The sequence below is a fragment of the Clostridium sp. JNZ X4-2 genome (assembly GCF_054889485.1).
The window spans coordinates 2,057,871-2,075,601 of the sequence record NZ_CM142685.1 but is presented as its reverse complement, the minus strand read 5'-3'; the positions used below and the strand labels follow the sequence as shown (position 1 = coordinate 2,075,601).

Below are 17,731 nucleotides of genomic sequence, written 5' to 3'. Positions count from 1 at the left end.
ATGAAAAGATATTTTATCAATCCAGAGCTTAAAAAAAGTTCAGCAGTTCTTTTATGTCTAAATATTATATTTATGATGGGTACACTTTTAACTTTGAAAATGTATCATGATAGTTTAAAGCAGGATTATGTGCGGACTTTTGGAGCTGTAACTGAAAGAATATACAGATATGATCCTGAAACTGCCAGGGAAATAATACCTGCCATTACAGCTGAAGCAAACGAGAAAGAGGCTGAAAAAGGAGAGTACATATTAAAGCAGTATGGATTAAGTGGAAAATTGGAAGATGAACTTTTTCCATACATAAACAAATCTGCACAGAAAGAAAATTTAAATGTAATTCTAATATTTATCAGTATGGCAGCCTTGTTTTTCCTGATGAACTATATTCAGTACGGATATTTTTATGAAAGGATAAGAAGGCTGAATTTTGGTGCAAAAAAAATAGTGGAGGGTGATTATGATATATCCATAAGAGAGGACAAAGAGGGGGATTTTTCAAAATTATCAGCTTCATTTAATTCAATGAAGGAGATAATAAGAAATAATTTAAATGAACTGGAAAGTGAAAAGGGGTTTCTGGTAGAGCTGTTGTCTGATATATCACATCAACTGAAAACACCTCTTTCCTCAATGATAGTCTACAATGATATTCTGCTGAATAAACAGGTCTCAAAAGAACAATCCAGAACCTTTTTGATAAATAGTAAAAACCAGCTCTACAGGATGAACTGGCTTATTAAAAGCATATTGAAACTGGCCAGACTGGATGCCAGGGCAATAGAGTTTCATATGGAGCAGCAGAGCTTGAATGAAACTACAAGATATTCCATAGAGGCCCTTGATGATAAAATAAAGGCTGCAGATGTAGAGGTGAATCTTAATGAAGGTGATGAAGTTGTATTTCCTCATGACAGGGAATGGCTCTGTGAAGCATTGATAAATATTATTAAAAACTGTGTGGAGCATACCCCTAAAAGAGGAAAAATAGATGTAGCTCTTATGGAAAATCCTATTTACAGGAGAATAGTCATATCGGATAATGGAGAGGGCATATCTGAAGAGGATCTTCCAAACATATTCAAAAGATTTTATAAAGCTAGGACTTCAAGAAACAATGACTCCATAGGGATAGGTCTGGCACTTTCAAAATCCATAATAGAAGCGCATGACGGAATTATAAATGTACAGAGTAAGCTTGGTGTTGGAACCACTTTTATAATTACTTTTTTGAAATACTAATTCTTGCAGTCTATATAAGTATAAGTTTTGTTTTTAGCTGTATAATTCATAAAAGTTCAACTCCTTAATGGAATGGGAGTATGTAAAGAACATATACAAGTTTTTGAAAGAAAGGAAAAGCATCCGGAGCACATGTACTTGATCCTATATTTACCATAGCAGACAAATTGAATTTTCAAATCATTGCTTTTGCGGCACCGGAGATTATAAAAACAGAAATCAGTGAAAGATTTCTAGTTTTTGGTCTTTAAAAATAAACGATGAAAAAGGAACCGGAAAGTAAAACAAGTATTTTTCATATATAAATATTGGGATTTATAAAACTACATATATTCATTCCTAAATCAACGAACAGACCCCAAAATAGACCTACGAATACTTGAAGAAATTGTTTTTTTGGAAGACTCTTTTTTAAAATATTGTATATTGAACATGGTACAGCAACAATTTCAGATTTAACGGGAGAAAACTCTAACCGGCTTATAGGAATTTTGAATACAGATGATGTATTACAGGCCGAGTTTTTTCACATATGCACTGTTGGTTCAAGTATTGTCAGTGTATTGTTATAAGTGTTGAGATTAGCTTGAGCACCTATAGGTATAGCCATCTTGTATGTGCCGTGTCCAGATGCCAAATTTGTCATAAGAGGTTTATTCAATGGCATTATAACTTCATTAATTAAATCCTCATAGGATTTCCCATATGCAGATTCACAATTTGTGCATTCACCCATGATAATACCTGCACAATCTCTAAGTTTACCTGCTAATATAAGATGATTTATATGTCTATAGACTGTATTGATAGGTTCATGGACTTCTTCGATCAAAAGTATCTTTCCTCTGGTATCAATTTCAAATGGGGTGCCAAGGTTATCTACAAAGGATGTAAGGTTACCACCCACTATAACTCCGGTTACATTGCCGGGAATTCTGCTTACTAAAGGCATTCCGGGGGGATTTTCTAGTTTTCTTGGCGAGATAAGGGTGGATGTAGCAGTAAAAAACTGATTCAGGTTGTATGCGGGAGTAGTTGGTTTGAAGTCTATTAAAAGAAGACTGTGAAAAGTAATCAGGTTAGCCCATACATACAAAACATTTAATAAAATTGTTATATCACTGTACCCTGTGATAATTTTAGGATTCCGTGCGATGACAGGATAATCAAGGTATGGTATGATACCTGCAACACCTACGCCGCCCCTTGAGGGTATAATAGCCCTCACATCAGGGTTTTCAAACATTTCCATCAGATCAGAGGCTCTCTGTTGTTCTGTGGCTGCAATATATCCGCCATAAGAATATACGTATTTTCCTAAAACTACATTGAAGCCCATATTCTTAAGAGTCTGTATACGAGCATTAATGATATCTGCAGATAATGGACTCCCTAAAGTAACTATTCCCACTGTATCTCCTGCAAGTAAAATTTGCGGCCTTGTTGCCATAACCATTCACCTTCAAAATAACTTAATTACTATAATATTATATGAAGTTACTCAAATGGTTGATAATTTATCATTAAATAATCAACTGCAGATTTAAAATTTGGACTATAATTTTCGAAATCATATATAAAAATATAAACTAACTCAGGAAGAACTGACAAAGACCGTTGGAGTTACAAGACAGACCATCATAGCCATAGAAAATGATAAGTACAATCCTACTCTGGAATTGGCAATGAATCTTGCGAAATACCTGGATGTTTCAGTAGAAGAGCTGTTTATATTGGAATAATGATAAAATTTTATTGAAGGGAAGCATATTTATGACTGATTATTTTGACTTAATTAATCAGCTGTTTTTTAGTGTGTCCGACTAGATGTAGTCTTCTGGTAAAAAAATAAAAAAGGCCCCTTAGTCAGTCCTTAATAAGACAGTATGTTTTGGAAGTATGGCGTAGCGTAAATGCTACGCCATTTCTTCATGTGCAAGGGCTTCCATTTTTGGCAAAATCCCCAACATATCATAGCTGATATGAATATTTTGTCTACGCTTTCCGTCCGATTTATCTGGTGCTTCTACAAACACCTTGCTAACCAAATCATTCAAAATGGTAGGGGTAAGTTCCGTTAAGTCTGTATTGGTAATACGTTTTTTATAGCATAACTATCCACCCACCGAGCAACAGTTTTTCTTTTTCCGCATAAGCGACGGGTATGTTTTCATATTTTTTTGAGGTTCACTTCGGGCCAACTTGGCCCGAAGTCCTTTGGCACTTCTCTTAATTTATTCAATGATTTTAATACAAGCACCATGTCCAGAAGCTACAAACGCCGGGGTAAGCGTCCCCAAATCGTCTAACAGCTTGTTTTGCATTTCAGAAGTGGGAAGTTGGTCAGCTCCACTTAAAGCCATTGTATCAGCCCATCGGCTTTCTATAACTTGTCCATGTGTTTCGCCCATTTGAAACATTAGATCACTGCTGAAAAATATCCTACGCTTCGACTCCATGAAAAGTAAGCCTTCCCACATATGCATTTCAGACGGGTATCCAATAATATTAAACTCGAAGTTATTTCCGCAAAGCCTTTCCCCCGGTTTCTTAATCTCTACATTTTGAGTAATTCCAAAGCCCAAAAGCTGGCGAGCAGTTGTTTCTGAGCATACAGCTACCGCATTAGGATATTTCTGCAACACTATGGATAGGCCACCGCACTCGTCCGATTCAAAATGCGAAATTAAAATGTATTTAAGCGGTTTGTCGCCAAGAAGTTGCTTTAACTGTGGCAGGGTAGCTTGTGCTTGTGGAACAGCGCCCGTTTGAACAAGGACAGCTTCATCGGTGAGCAATAAATACTGGTGCATTGAGAGTTTTATCGGTTCTATAATATCAGTGAACTGGTAAAGGTCTGGATAGATTTTTGTCATATTTTTATCTCCTTTAAATTGACTTTAGTTTGAACAGTGATATACTTTATTTAAGCTACGTTTGTTGCTTAAATAAAGTATATCACTGCGCAAGATGGTTTACAAGTTTGAAAAGGTAGAACATCGTTAATTGCGACATTGAATAGGAGTTTGTTGCTTAATGAAACGTAAAAATATTACAACACATATGATGAAAGAATATATATCCAAAAGCCTATTAATCCTCATGGCAGAAAAAGATTTTACAAGTATTAGCATAAATGAAATTACAGACAAGGCAGGAGTCAATCGTTCTACTTATTATCGTAATTTTTCATCAAAAGAAGATATACTTAAGTTCTATTTTTCAAATATTATGCAGGATTATTTGAGCGATTATAAAAACTCAAAAAAATATTCATTTGAAAATTATATGCTTACACTTTTCAAGCACTTCCACAAGTATAAAGAAGAACTTTTACTAATTTATAAAAATGGATTGGCTTACTTAATTTTAGATGTATTGAATTATCAATTTGAGCAAAGCAGAACTGGGAAGAATATCAGCATAGAAGAACAGTATAAATTATACTTTCATACTGGAGGAATTTATAATTTTTATATTCTATGGTTTTCTCATGAAATGAAGGAAACGCCAGAAGAACTAACAAAAATAGCTTTATCGCTTTTTCTCGATAGTGCTAAACCTTTACTTTTAGCGTTAGAATAACTATGAGTTACCAAGGCTTTTTCCTGTCTTTCGCTAATCAGCAAGCAGGGCAAGTGTGCACACACTTGCACATTTTGAGGAGAAAAGCACTTTGATTTTGACTGTTCACTTTTGTCATACGCTCTCGTATGGCGGCTAATTCCTCATGCGTTACCATAACATGTAACCGTAGATTTCGTTTCTGTTTCGGCATATTGTTTTGTCCCCTATACAAATATTTTGTTCTACTTATTAGAACAAAAAACGAAAAATAAGCGTATCGTCCGCTGAGAACAATACGCTTGTTTTTGACATTTCACTTGGCAGTTGCCCATAAACAATATAGTTTTTTATACTGTCTTATGCAGGACTGACATTAGGGGGCCTTTTATTATACTCTCAGTCTTTATTTTCTTGAATTTTTTCATTGAGCTCATTCAAGTAAGTCCATCGATCCATTTTTTCATTCAGTTCCTTTTCCAGACCGTCTTTTTCAGCTGTAAGTTCCTCAAGACGCATATAATCAGAAGAGATCTGTCCTATTTCTGTTTCTTTTTGAGATATAGATTTTTCCAGGTTCTCAATTATACCATCTATTTCACTGAATTCCAGCTGTTCTTTATAGGTGAATTTTAACTTCTTTTTTTGATGCTGAGTATAATCCTTTTTTTCAATGACTTTTTTAATATTTTCTTTTGAGACTTCTTTTTGTTTCTTCTTTTGTATCTGGCGGAAATAGAAATAGCTGCTGGTATACTGGGAGATCTGCCCCTGGCCTTCAAATGCAAATATCTTGTTTACTATTTTGTCAAGAAAATATCTATCGTGGGATACGGCCACAACCGCCCCTTTAAAGTTTTGAATATAATCTTCAAGAATTGTAAGTGTCTCTATGTCAAGATCATTTGTAGGTTCATCCAGTAAAAGCAGGTTAGGATATTCCATAAGCACTTTTAAAAGATAAAGCCTTCTTCTTTCTCCACCTGAGAGTTTTCCCAGTGGAGTCCATTGAACCGAGGGCTGAAAGAGAAATTTCTCAAGTACAGCAGAGGCACTTATTTTTTCACCTTCTGCAGTGGCGGCATATTCTGATGTTCCTCTTATATACTCAATTACCCTTTGATTCATGTCCATGTTGGATATTCCCTGGGAATAGTATCCTATTTTGATGGTTTCACCTATATCTATGCTTCCGCTGTCAGGCAGGATTTTTTTGGCTAAAATATTCATCAGCGTTGATTTGCCACAGCCATTTGGGCCTATTATCCCTATTCTGTCGTTATTTAATATATTGTATGAAAAGTTTTTGATAATGGTTTTGTCTCCGAAGCTCTTGCTTATATTATCTATGTTTATGACTTTTTTACCAATCCTTGAACTTTTAATATCCATATCCAGTTTTGAATTGTCTGAAATTGATTCTTCATTTGTAAGCTGCTCAAATCTTTGAATTCTGGCTTTTTGCTTTGTGCTCCTTGCTTTTGCACCTCTTCTTATCCAGGCAAGTTCTTTTTTTATAAGGCTTTCTCTTTTTCTTTCATCGCTGTTCTCTCTTTCAAGTCTTTCTGCCTTTTTTTCAAGAAAAGTACTGTAGTTACCTGTGTAACTGTATAAATTTCCATTATGAAGTTCAAGTATTCTATTGGTGATTTTATCTAAAAAAAACCTGTCATGGGTTACCATGAGCAGAGCGCCCTTATGGCTGATTAAAAATTCCTCCAACCACTCGATGGTTTCATCATCAAGGTGATTTGTGGGTTCATCAAGTATTAGGATATTTGAGGGAGTTATGAGGGCAGAGGCCAGGGCTATTCTCTTTTTCTGTCCTCCTGAAAGTGTAGATATCTTTGCATCAAAATCAACAATACCCAGTTTTGTAAGTATGATTTTAGCCTGGTTTTCAATTTCCCATGTATTTTCTGCTTCCATTTTAGAATTAAGATTAAAAATTTGATTTTGCAGCTTTACATTATCAGGATCTTTTTTAATAAGTCTGAGAATGGTTTTATATTCTCTTAAAAGTTTCATTACAGGAGAACTGCCCCTGAAAATTTGTTCCAGTACCGTTGTTTCACTACTATTATTAAAATCAGAATTCTGGGGTAAATATCCTAGTTCAGATTTATTTGCTCTTATGATTCTGCCCTTATCTGGTGTTTCAAATCCGGAGAGAATTTTTAAAAGTGTTGATTTCCCGGTACCATTAACACCTATGATGCCTATTTTATCTCCTTCATTTATTCCCAAAGATATATTGTCAAGCAGTATTTTTTCACTGTAACTTTTGCTTATATTTTCCGCAGTTAATAAATTCATTCTTACACATCCTTTGCCCTATTATTATAACATGAGTAGATAATAAATGTGATATAATCATTGTGGTTCCATAAAAATTGCTAAAAGAGGATGATAAGATGAAAAACAAAAAATTCATTAGCAAGATTCTAACAATTTGTATTGCCGGAATCTTACTGTTTTCAGCAGCAGGATGTTCAGATTCCAGCAGTGATAATAAAAATGCAGATAAACCCACACAAACACTTGCTGTAAAAAATAATGATTCCAACAAGACTATAAACCAAGAATCCAAATCACCAATACAACTTGAAAAAGCAGTGGTAATCAAACATATAGATGGAGATACAGTGTATGTGAAGCTGGAAAATGGACAAGATGTGAAAGTGAGATTTATAGGTGTAAATACACCTGAAAGCACAACAGAACACCAGCAGTATGGAGAAGAAGCAAGCAATTACACTAAATCAAAGCTTTTAGGTAAAACTGTATATCTTGAAAAGGATACAGGTGATACAGACAAATATGGAAGGCTTTTAAGATATGTATGGCTTTCACCGCCTGCGGAAATAAATGAAAGCGAAATTATAAACAAGATGTTTAATGCCATACTGGCTGTCAATGGTTATGCACAGCAGATGACAATTCAACCCAATGTAAAATATGCGGATTATTTTAAGAAGTTCTGTACAGAGGCCAGAGAAAACGACAGAGGTTTATGGTCTGTAAATTCCAATGGGACTACAAGAGGAGATAGTATAAAAAGAACTGCAGGTTCTGCATCAAATATAAAAAGCAGAAGTACTTCTTCGGGTACCGATTCATCCAGTGAAAACGGTACTTCTTCGGAGCATGGACTCATAAAGGGCAATATAAATTCAAAAGGTGAGAAAATTTATCATATGCCAGGGGATAAATATTATGATAAAACAAATCCGGAGGCATGGTTTAATACAGAAAAAGAGGCACAGGCTGCAGGATACAGAAAATCAAAAATATAAATTCAAGTTTATAGAGATATCTTTAAAAAATACATCTTTACTGCCCAATCTTTTTCATAAGATATGTTTAGAAGATTTGGAGTATGCTGGGATATCAGAGGATAATTCCTGTTAAATGAAGTTATTATGGCGGAATGTTGTATTTTACCTCTTTTGTTCTCATAAAATATTATATCTCCCGGCTCCAGCATGGATACAGAATCAACTTGTATACCTTTCACACCATATAGTTTTTCAGCAGCATTGATTTTTAAATACCAGTAAAGTGAACCGGCTACGGCCCAGGAAACAGACCAGCTATTTTTGCTGTACCACCATGTGCTTTTGCCTGAAGAAACCATGGGAGCATTCCCAGCTTTAAGGCATTGAGATATGAAGTTTGTACAGTCGCCGCCATTATCACCCTGTACAAGAAAATATCTGTAAGCAGAATTTGGTGATTGGGCATAAGTTAAAGCATAATTTACAGCTTTCATTCTAGAATAGGATAAGTTTTTTCTATAACGCATAATTACTCCAAAAAAATTGTTTATGATATAATCTATGCTAATATATAATAAAAAATTACAGGGAAGAGAACGTAAAAATTTTATCTGAATTCATGGAAGTCTATTTATGTTATAATTAAGTTCTGTATAAAGTTATTTTTGGATTCAAGTGGTATTTATTTCCAATAATTGTTTTTCCCATATGAATCTTAAAATAACTTATTAAGGGATAAGCATTGGTTTATACTGCAGATGGAAACTGCAGCAATAATAAATCACAGCAGTTAGATAAAATATATAAACCAGGGTGATATGATGGATAAGGATAAGTTATTACAATTATTTAATGAACAGATAAGCGGGAAAAACCATGGCAAGGGAATGAGAATTATAGATAACGACCTGGTTTCTTCTGTAGATATTTCAAGTGAAGAAGATCTTATTTACATAAAGGGCAGGGTTATTTCAGAAAGCCTTTTTAATGAATATAACACGGAAATTCAAATGGATACTGAAAATAAAAACATAGTTTCAACTTACTGCAGCTGCATGGATTATGAAAATAATGAATTCAGAAAAGACAATTACTGCTGTAAGCATTTAATAGCCACATTTTACAGGGCAGTTGATAAATTAGTAAAACATCCCCTTTTAAATGAATCAAACACTGAAAATATTTTTCGGACCAAATGTAATAAGAATACACTATCCACGCTCTTAGGTGATGAAAAGGGCAGGAGTGAAATAAAAATAGAGGTTTACGTAAATAGAAATCAATGGGAAAATAAAATTTCTGCCCAGTTTAAAATAGGGCTTATTTCCATGAACTCAAGTAACCTTTATGTTTTAAAAGATATAAACCAGTTTTTGCTGGCAATCTTGAGCGGTATACCTGTATCTTACGGAAAAAATTTTACTCTGGATATGAGACAGGATAAGTTGAGTGTGAAAGACAAATGCCTTATAGATTTTATTCAGATGCTGAAAAGTATAGAGGGAAGTTCCATATATAGAGGCAGGGTAAAAAAATCAAATGTAGACGGAAAGTATATACACATACCGGATTATCTGGTAAGGGAATTTTTTCAGGTAATAAAAGAGCATAGAGTTTATTTAGATGAAGGCTTTTTATACAGATGCATTGAAACTGAGGTGCTGGAAGATAATCCACCGCTGAAATTTGATTTGAATATAGTGAAAAAAGATTATGTCTTAAAGCTGCCAAACGGAATGCCTATGGTATTGGGCTCAAGAAATAATGTATTTTTTTATGGATCAACTATATATCTTCCTGATGCTGAATATTGTTCAAAAATAAATCCTTATCTTACAGTGTTCAATGAAGCTAGAACAGTTATACTGCAGGGATCTGAGGAAGATACCATACTTAGAGATTTAATTCCTGACCTTAATTTATTATCAGATAATGTTGTATTGTCCAAATCTATAAGAGATAAGATAGTAAATGAAAAATGTGAGTTTAAGTTCTATTTTGACAAGGAAGGCAAGAAGGTTGCTCTAATTGTGAAAGTTAAATATGGGGCTTTTGAGTTTAATATTTTTGAGGATTGTACTGAGAAGATCATATACAGGGATTCTAAAAGAGAAGCAGGGACTTTGAAAATATTGCGATCTTTGGGATTTGAAAGGTCGGATAACAAGTTTTATCTTATGTGGGGGGATGACTATATATTTAGATTTTTCAAAGTGGAAATAGAAAAGCTTCAGAAAATAGGAGAGGTGTTTTACTCTGAAAACTTCAAAGGTATAAAATCCATAAGCAGTAAAAATATAAGTGGAGACGTTAAATCAGGAAAATATGATTATTTTGAAATGAAATTCAAGCTGGATGACATACCATCAGAAGAGACAGCTGCCATATTGAGGGCTTTTAGAGATAATCTTAAATATTATAAGTTAAAGAGCGGGGAATACCTTGATTTGGAAGAATTGGAACTTAGAAAGTTCTTGAGATTATTGGATGTGGTCTCAAAGGATAATATTGTAGACAATCATATGAAAATAAGTAAAAATAAAAGTATTTATTTAGATTCATATATAGAAGAAAACAATATAAGATATATTAAGGGCAGTTTAGAACTTAAAAAAATAAGAGATAAATTGAAGAACATAAAAAACTTTGAATTTGAGGAACCGGAGAAATTAAAGATTGATTTAAGGGAATATCAAAAAGTAGGTTATAATTGGTTTAAGACACTGGATTATCTGGGGTTTGGCGGAATACTGGGAGATGAGATGGGACTTGGGAAAACATTTCAGGCAATTGCGTTTTTACTTTCAAATCCAGGCAGCAAGTCATTGATTGTAGTACCTACATCCCTGGTATACAATTGGATTCATGAATTTGAAAAATTTGCTCCGGATATGAAAGTAGCAGCAGTTAACGGACCAAGAAAAGAAAGAGAAGAACTGCTGAAAAATATAAATAAATATCAGGCTGTTATAACTACTTATAATCTTTTAAAAAGGGATTTGGAAATATATAATAATATAGAATTTGACTACTGTATGCTGGACGAAGCCCAGTATATAAAAAATCCTCATTGTCAAAATGCGGAGAGTGTAAAAAGTATAAAAGCAAGGAGAAGATTTGCACTGACAGGCACCCCTATAGAAAATTCTGTTATGGAGCTCTGGTCCATATTTGATTTCATAATGCCGGGCTATTTATATGATGAAAAGAGATTCAGTGTGAGATATTATAAGAAATTTAAAGAGGATCCTGTAGTAATTGAAGATCTCAACAGGCTTGTAAAACCATTTATTTTGAGAAGAAAGAAAAAAGATGTTATAAAAGAACTGCCGGATAAAATAGAAAAGACAATTATGGTTCATTTAAAGGATAAACAGGAGAAGGTTTATGGAACCTATGCAAAGCATGCACTGGATCTTATTGAAAATAAAGTAAAAGAAGATGAATTTAAAAACAGTAAAATTGAAATACTTGCATATATTACAAAGCTCAGGCAGCTTTGTCTTGATCCATCTGTAGTAATGGGAGACTACAGCGGAAGCAGTGCAAAAATAGAAGCACTGGTGGAGCTTTTAACACAGAGTATAGGTGAAGGGCACAGAGTGCTGGTATTTTCACAATTTACTTCTGTACTTAAAAATATTGCAGGGAGAATAAGCAAAGAGGGAATAGAGTATAGTTACCTGGATGGTTCTGTATCTTCAAAAAATAGGATGAAATTGGTGGAAGAGTTTAATTCAGGAATAAATTCAGTATTTTTAATAAGTTTAAAGGCGGGGGGAACAGGTCTCAATCTCACTTCTGCAGACATAGTAATTCATTTTGATCCCTGGTGGAATCCTGCTGTAGAAGAGCAGGCTACGGACAGGGTGCACAGAATAGGCCAAAAACATGTGGTGGAAGTAATAAAGCTTGTAGCTAAAGGCACTATTGAAGAAAAGATTATACAGCTGCAGGAGGAAAAGAAAAGGCTTATAGACAGTCTGCTTGGAGGAGAGCTTTCCGGAAGTCAGGGAATTGCCTCGTTATCACAGGAGGAAATTATAAAATTGTTCAAATAAATGGAATAGGGTCAGACCCCCTGACATTTATTGTCAAAAGACCTGACCCTATGCCTGGAAAGTTTAATTTTATTCTATCATAGATTGACATATATACAAATCTATGATAAAATAAAACCATAAATTGAAATTTTAGGTGATGAAGTTCATCTTTAAATTATCCTTTGCGATTAATGACTTCTACTATTGTTAGTAGAAGTTTTTTGTTGTGTCTATTATTATTGCGGAGGGGGGAAAACTTGAATTGATAGTAAAAGCTATTATTATAGGTATTGTGGAAGGAATAACAGAATTACTTCCCATATCATCTGATGCACATATAGCATTATTAGTTAAATTTTTTGATTTTAAACAAGAAATTTTAACCTTATTTATTATATCAACTCAGTTGGGAACATTGATTGCAATTATTTATACATACAGAAAGTTTATTTTAAAATCATTTTGTAATATAGGACTTGGTAAATGGGGATTTAGGTTTTGGATTATGGTATTAGTTGGATTTTATCCTTCAATTATAGTTAATTCAGCTTTGGAAGGTTTTATAGAAAAAAATCTTTTTAATTTTGTTAATATGGGCATAACGTTAATAACTGGTGGTATTTTGCTAGCAGTTGTTGAAAATAAATTTAAAAACATGTATAAAGTTAAAAGTTTTAACCATATTGGATTAGTACGTTCTCTGAAAATAGGACTTTTTAGCTGTATTGGACTTATACCAGGAATGTCTAGAACTGCAGCTGTGATTATGGCATCTATGATAAATGGTGTATCATTATTAGCTGCTGCTGAATTTTCCTTTTTTATTGCCATATTATCAATATATTCATCAATAATTTCTGATTATAGGAGTTTATTTATAAGTAAACTAATGTTAAGCAATGTAGAAATCTTTAGCATATTTCTAAGTTTTATTATATCATTTATAATTTCATTATTTAGTATTAAAAAATTTATTGAGTATTTACAAAACAAGTCTTTAAAACCTTTTTCTATATATAGAATATTGTTAGGAAGTATTATTTTAATATTAGCTTTTTTTAATATAGTATAAGTATATTTAATTTGAAATAAGTTTTAAAATATGAATTAGTTTTTTTATAAAAATAAATAATTAAGTACAGACGATGGAGTTCGTCTTAAATGCACATTTGTGCTAATGACTCCTATAAATTTTTTTATTATAAATAATTTAGGAGGGTTAGAGAAATGTGGATTTTATTTTCAAAGTGGATTATCCTATCCATAATCGCAGGAATTATCGCGTACTACTCTGGTATTTCAATATCCTTAGTGGAAATAATAGTTGGTATTATTGCAGGTAATCTGATGAATTTATCTACAAATCAGTGGATTGACTTTCTTGCAGGCGCGGGAAGTATAATTCTTACATTTCAGGCAGGAGCAGAAATAGACCATGATATATTAAAATCCAATCTAAAACAAAGTTTATCCATAGGGATATTATCTTTTGTGGCACCATTTATATTATGTTTTTTAGGGTCCTATTATATTTTGGGATGGACTTTGAATTCTTCAGAAATTTGTGGAATATCACTTTCAACTACTTCTGTCGCCGTAGTTTATTCAGTAATGCTTGAAACGGGCCTGGATAAAAAAGAATTAGGGCAGAAAATTTTAGCTGCTTGTTTTGTTACGGATTTAGGTACTGTTTTAGCACTGGGACTTATATTTGCCAACTTTAATAAATGGCTTATCCTTTTTATAATATTAATGGCCGCAATCACACCTTTCTTGAATAAAGTCACCACTAAATTCAATGATAAATTTGGCGGCAAAACATATCAACTGGAGATAAAATATATATTCCTGATCTTATTTTTATGTGGTGGCATAGCTACAATGGCAAATGTAGAAGCGGTATTGCCTGCATATATAATAGGATTAGCACTTTCACCGTTTTTTAAGAAACAAAGATATTTATCAGATAAACTTACAGCTATAACTTTTAGTTTATTTATACCTTTTTATTTTTTAAAAGCCGGAAGCAATGTTTCTTACCATGTTATAAACTACGCATGGATAGTATTGGTATTTTTAGGTATAAAAATAATTACTAAATATATAGGGGTGAGGCCACTTACCATATTGTATAAATATAAAAAGAGAGAAGGAATATATACTACTTTACTTATGTCAACAGGATTAACCTTTGGCTCGATAGCTGCTTTATTTGGACTCAGCCATGGCTTTATAAGTAAAATTCAGTATTCTATTATAGTGACAACAGTGATTTTAAGTGCTGTTGTGCCAACTCTTATAGCTCAAAGATTTTTTAATCCTGTAAATAATGTTGGAAAAATAAATGTAAATAGTGTAAATGACGAGGAGGTAAAATAAAGATGTATGAAAAGATAGTAGTAGCTTATGATGGATCTGTATATTCTGAAAAGGCTTTTGATGTTGCTGTAGAATTTAAGAAAAATTTTGATTCAACTATACATTTGGTATCTGTAGTTCATGTACCAGATTTTGTGGAAACAAAAAGTGAATTTGATGGGATGATGAAAGATGGAACAAAATTTTATGATGATGCACAAAATACAGCAGAAAAAAAAGCTAATAAGTTGGGAATAAGTATATGTAAAAAAATTATCTCAGGTAATATAGCCCAGAGTATAGTAGCTTATGCTGATAGCATAGATTCAGATTTAATAATTATAGGTCATAGAGGACGTAATAAAATATCAAAATTTTTACTTGGAAGCGTAGCTGTTTCTGTTACGAGAAGTGCACACTGCCAAGTACTAGTTGTAAGGTTATAATAAAATTCATTTAAAATTAAAAAACAATTGACATCTATCTTAATTATGATTGAATATAAGCTGAAGCCAGCTTTTTGATCTCATTCCCCTAACTTCTGAGATTATTTAGATGGCTTCATAAATTTTTTGATTTTTCATAGCCTTCCAGGCATCTTGTCATGGTTACTTCTGCCATTCCCATCTCTTTTAATTTTAAAACTAATGAATGGTATAAGCTGTACTTCTTGTATCTGGCGGCCTTACTAATATAAATTCTAAACATTTCCCATCCTTTGGTTAATTTCATTTATTATCACCGCTTTTTTTAGTATATACTACTAATTTCGGTTTCTAGGGTAAGTCCTATGGTTCCAAGAAAGAATGAACCCATTATATAAATACAGGAGAATAATGTTAAATAAAGTGTTTTTAGGAAAAAAACAATCTAGAATTTAGTACAATGGGATAAAATAGAAAAGACAATGGTGAAAATTTGCAGTCAATTAGTAATTGAAGGGCTAATTGACTATAATTACATGAGTGTTGTTATTTTTTATCAAATCCAATGTGTTTTGCTGCTGGGATGAAAAATCGTTGAAACCATCAATTATTATTTTGGATATATCATTGATATGGCAGACTTTAATCAAAGAGGTTTTGTTTAATTTGCTGCTGTCCATCAGTAATATGATTTCTTCGGTGTTTTCCATGGCTGCCTTTTTAGCATCTATTTCGAAAGTATTTACATCCGTGAGTCCATCTTTTAAAGACAGGGCCTTGCCTGATATGAAAAGCTTGTTGGTATTGTATTGCTTTAAAAATCGGTTTGTATCCGTTCCTATAAGAGAAAGGGTTCCATATCTTAAAATCCCACCTGCAAGTATGATGTTTATATTTTTAACACTGTTAAAATAATTGCATATTCTTATACAATTTGTGACTATGGTTATTTTTTTGTTTATTATGTAAGGACATAATGCATATACAGTGGTGGAAGCGTCCATGAATATTATGTCTCCATCTTTTATAAGGGTGCTGGCATATTTGGCTATGGCGCTTTTTTCTGCTATATTCTGACGAGTTCTTATTTTCAAACTGTCATCAATGGGATCCGTGTTGTTTATGGAAGTGGCTATGGCACCTTTGAGAACCCTTTTTAATACACCTTTTTTTTCAAGATATTCCAGGTCACGTCTTATGGTCATTTCAGATACATTTAAATCTCTGCTGAGATCTTTTATTTCAACTTTTTTATAGTTATTTAAGATTTTTTTAATTGATAATCTTCTTTCTTCTTGTGTCACGGTATATACCTCCCCATTAAACGAAGATTAAATTGAATCAATATAATATAAATATATCATAGTAGTGTGATTTATAAAAGAATAGGGACTAAAAATGTCGTTTTTTTAGATAGAATTAGAAAAAATATATATAATATTTACAATTAATGAAATTCAATAGATTTTACTATTATACAGCATTTGTGAATTTTCACATATAGGTGTAATATTTAAACAAATAAATGTTATTTATAAACATAAACTTATTTAAATAAAAAGTATTACCAATAAAGATAAACGGAGGTTAAAAAAATGAGCCAGTATGAAGCTATGAACAACGAAACTATAGGTGATTACCTGAAAAAAGAAGGAGTATTTCCTAAAAATCACAAGCTAGCCAGCAAAGAAGTTGGAGATGGAAATCTGAATCTTGTTTTTAGAGTGGTTGATCTGGATGATGATAAGAGGGTTATTGTAAAGCAGGCACTTCCTTATCTTAAAATTGCAGGAGACGGATGGAAGCTCACTTTGGACAGAAACAGGATAGAAGCTGAAACTTTGAAGCTTCAGGATAAAGTATGTCCTGGCAGTGTGCCTAAGATATATTATCACAGTGACGAATATGCACTTACGGTTATGGAAGATCTGGGGGATATGGAAATTCTCAGAAAAGCCATGATGGAAATGAAAACATTTCCTAAGTTTTCACAACAGATAGGAAAATTCATGGCCAGGAATTTATTCCTTACTTCTGATATGGGAATGAGCCCTATGGAGAAGAAAAAAATTGTGGGAAAATTTATAAGTCCTGAATTGTGTGATATAACGGAAAGGCTTGTTTTGAACGATCCTTATATGGATGCCCAGTCAAATGATGTAAACGAATATATAAAAGATTATGTGGAAAAGATGTGGCAGGATAAAAGAATAGCTCTTGAGGTTTCAAAATTGAAAAATATATTTATGACAAAGGCTGAATCTTTACTTCACGGAGATCTGCATACAGGTTCCATATTCATAAATGAGGAGAAAACTGTGGTATTTGACTGTGAATTTGCATTTTATGGTCCTTATGGATATGATATAGGTCTGCTGTTTGCCAATTTTATTTTGAATTATGCTTCCTGGGAAGGCAGAAGGGATAAAAATAAAGAGGATATAGAGAAATACAGAAATCATATTATCAGTTCCATAAAAGAAATTTGGAGAGAATTTTTAAAGGAATTTAATTATCTTTGGGAAAATGAATCAAAGGATATTATAACAAAGGTTGAAGGCTACAGAGAATATTATATAGAAAACCTTCTTCATGAAACCATTGGGTTCTGTGCTTGTGAAGTTATGAGGAGAATCGTCGGTATGGCACATGTACCTGATATGGATATAATGGAGGATCTGAAAGAGAGGGCCAAGGCACAGATAATGGGTCTGAAAATTGGACAATCAATTCTTTTGAAAAGGGACGGTATTGGATCCATTGATGAGTTTGTAAGATTAATTGAAGGTTCTTCAAATTAAAATTATAGGAGGATAAAATC

15 protein-coding genes, 1 pseudogene and 2 riboswitches are annotated in these 17,731 nt (G+C 33.0%); of the genes and pseudogenes, 9 read left to right on the top strand and 7 right to left on the bottom strand.

All coding sequences use genetic code 11. The annotated features are described in order from the left end of the window. On the top strand, positions 1-1,242 hold the full coding sequence (locus ACYUJ6_RS10000; RefSeq protein WP_461842645.1) for a sensor histidine kinase: 1,242 nt from the start codon (positions 1-3) through the stop codon (positions 1,240-1,242). Positions 1,243-1,768: 526 nt separating this feature from the next. Here ACYUJ6_RS10000 and ACYUJ6_RS09995 read toward each other — a convergent pair. Further along, positions 1,769-2,692 (bottom strand): S66 peptidase family protein, encoded by a 924-nt coding sequence (locus tag ACYUJ6_RS09995; RefSeq protein ID WP_461842644.1) that lies wholly within the window; start codon positions 2,690-2,692, stop codon positions 1,769-1,771. Between the two features lie 139 nt (positions 2,693-2,831). On the opposite strand from ACYUJ6_RS09995, the pseudogene ACYUJ6_RS09990 reads away from it, so the two are divergent. After that, positions 2,832-2,984, top strand: a pseudogene (locus ACYUJ6_RS09990) (helix-turn-helix transcriptional regulator); the annotation flags it as partial. A 174-nt stretch (positions 2,985-3,158) separates the two neighbouring features. Here ACYUJ6_RS09990 and ACYUJ6_RS09985 read toward each other — a convergent pair. Beyond that, entirely contained in the window at positions 3,159-3,338 is a 180-nt protein-coding gene (locus tag ACYUJ6_RS09985; RefSeq protein WP_461845484.1) for a DUF4368 domain-containing protein, read from the bottom strand. 138 nt (positions 3,339-3,476) lie between these two features. After that, entirely contained in the window at positions 3,477-4,118 is a 642-nt protein-coding gene (locus tag ACYUJ6_RS09980; RefSeq protein WP_461842643.1) for an oxygen-binding di-iron domain-containing protein, read from the bottom strand. Between the two features lie 160 nt (positions 4,119-4,278). Between ACYUJ6_RS09980 and ACYUJ6_RS09975 the strand changes: the two genes are divergently transcribed. Then, on the top strand, positions 4,279-4,827 hold the full coding sequence (locus ACYUJ6_RS09975; protein ID WP_461842642.1) for a TetR/AcrR family transcriptional regulator: 549 nt from the start codon (positions 4,279-4,281) through the stop codon (positions 4,825-4,827). Positions 4,828-5,205: 378 nt separating this feature from the next. Here the strand turns inward: ACYUJ6_RS09975 and ACYUJ6_RS09970 are convergent, their stop codons facing one another. Further along, on the bottom strand, positions 5,206-7,122 hold the full coding sequence (locus ACYUJ6_RS09970) for an ABC-F family ATP-binding cassette domain-containing protein (protein ID WP_461842641.1): 1,917 nt from the start codon (positions 7,120-7,122) through the stop codon (positions 5,206-5,208). Positions 7,123-7,220: 98 nt separating this feature from the next. Here ACYUJ6_RS09970 and ACYUJ6_RS09965 point away from each other — a divergent pair, with 98 nt between their 5' ends. Further along, positions 7,221-8,102, top strand: coding sequence for a thermonuclease family protein (locus ACYUJ6_RS09965; RefSeq protein ID WP_461842640.1), 882 nt, complete (start codon positions 7,221-7,223; stop codon positions 8,100-8,102). Positions 8,103-8,110: 8 nt separating this feature from the next. Here the strand turns inward: ACYUJ6_RS09965 and ACYUJ6_RS09960 are convergent, their stop codons facing one another. Continuing rightward, positions 8,111-8,611: an amidase domain-containing protein gene (locus ACYUJ6_RS09960; RefSeq protein WP_461842639.1), complete on the bottom strand. Its 501-nt coding sequence runs from the start codon at positions 8,609-8,611 to the stop codon at positions 8,111-8,113. A 291-nt stretch (positions 8,612-8,902) separates the two neighbouring features. Here ACYUJ6_RS09960 and ACYUJ6_RS09955 point away from each other — a divergent pair, with 291 nt between their 5' ends. The 4 genes from ACYUJ6_RS09955 (at position 8,903) to ACYUJ6_RS09940 (ending at position 14,931) form a co-directional block, all read left to right on the top strand. Further along, positions 8,903-12,145 carry a DEAD/DEAH box helicase gene (locus ACYUJ6_RS09955; protein WP_461842638.1) on the top strand — a complete coding sequence of 1,081 codons (3,243 nt, stop codon included), beginning with the start codon at positions 8,903-8,905 and terminating at the stop codon, positions 12,143-12,145. Positions 12,146-12,271: 126 nt separating this feature from the next. Next, positions 12,272-12,335: riboswitch (Fluoride riboswitch) on the top strand. Between the two features lie 54 nt (positions 12,336-12,389). Beyond that, positions 12,390-13,199, top strand: coding sequence for an undecaprenyl-diphosphate phosphatase (locus tag ACYUJ6_RS09950; RefSeq protein WP_461842637.1), 810 nt, complete (start codon positions 12,390-12,392; stop codon positions 13,197-13,199). 60 nt (positions 13,200-13,259) lie between these two features. After that, a riboswitch (Fluoride riboswitch) is annotated at positions 13,260-13,321 on the top strand. Positions 13,322-13,354: 33 nt separating this feature from the next. Beyond that, a complete protein-coding gene (locus ACYUJ6_RS09945; RefSeq protein ID WP_461842636.1) occupies positions 13,355-14,506 on the top strand; it encodes a cation:proton antiporter in 1,152 nt (383 codons plus the stop codon). 2 nt (positions 14,507-14,508) lie between these two features. After that, positions 14,509-14,931: a universal stress protein gene (locus tag ACYUJ6_RS09940; RefSeq protein ID WP_461842635.1), complete on the top strand. Its 423-nt coding sequence runs from the start codon at positions 14,509-14,511 to the stop codon at positions 14,929-14,931. A gap of 115 nt (positions 14,932-15,046) precedes the next feature. Here the strand turns inward: ACYUJ6_RS09940 and ACYUJ6_RS09935 are convergent, their stop codons facing one another. Next, the gene (locus ACYUJ6_RS09935) at positions 15,047-15,217 is read right to left on the bottom strand and encodes a DUF190 domain-containing protein (protein ID WP_461842634.1); all 171 of its coding nucleotides are present in this window, start codon (positions 15,215-15,217) and stop codon (positions 15,047-15,049) included. Between the two features lie 211 nt (positions 15,218-15,428). Continuing rightward, complete coding sequence (locus tag ACYUJ6_RS09930) at positions 15,429-16,214, bottom strand: DeoR/GlpR family DNA-binding transcription regulator (protein WP_461842633.1); 786 nt, start codon at positions 16,212-16,214, stop codon at positions 15,429-15,431. A gap of 291 nt (positions 16,215-16,505) precedes the next feature. Between ACYUJ6_RS09930 and mtnK the strand changes: the two genes are divergently transcribed. Next, on the top strand, positions 16,506-17,711 hold the full coding sequence (mtnK, locus tag ACYUJ6_RS09925; RefSeq protein WP_461842632.1) for an S-methyl-5-thioribose kinase: 1,206 nt from the start codon (positions 16,506-16,508) through the stop codon (positions 17,709-17,711). Positions 17,712-17,731: the final 20 nt, after the last annotated feature.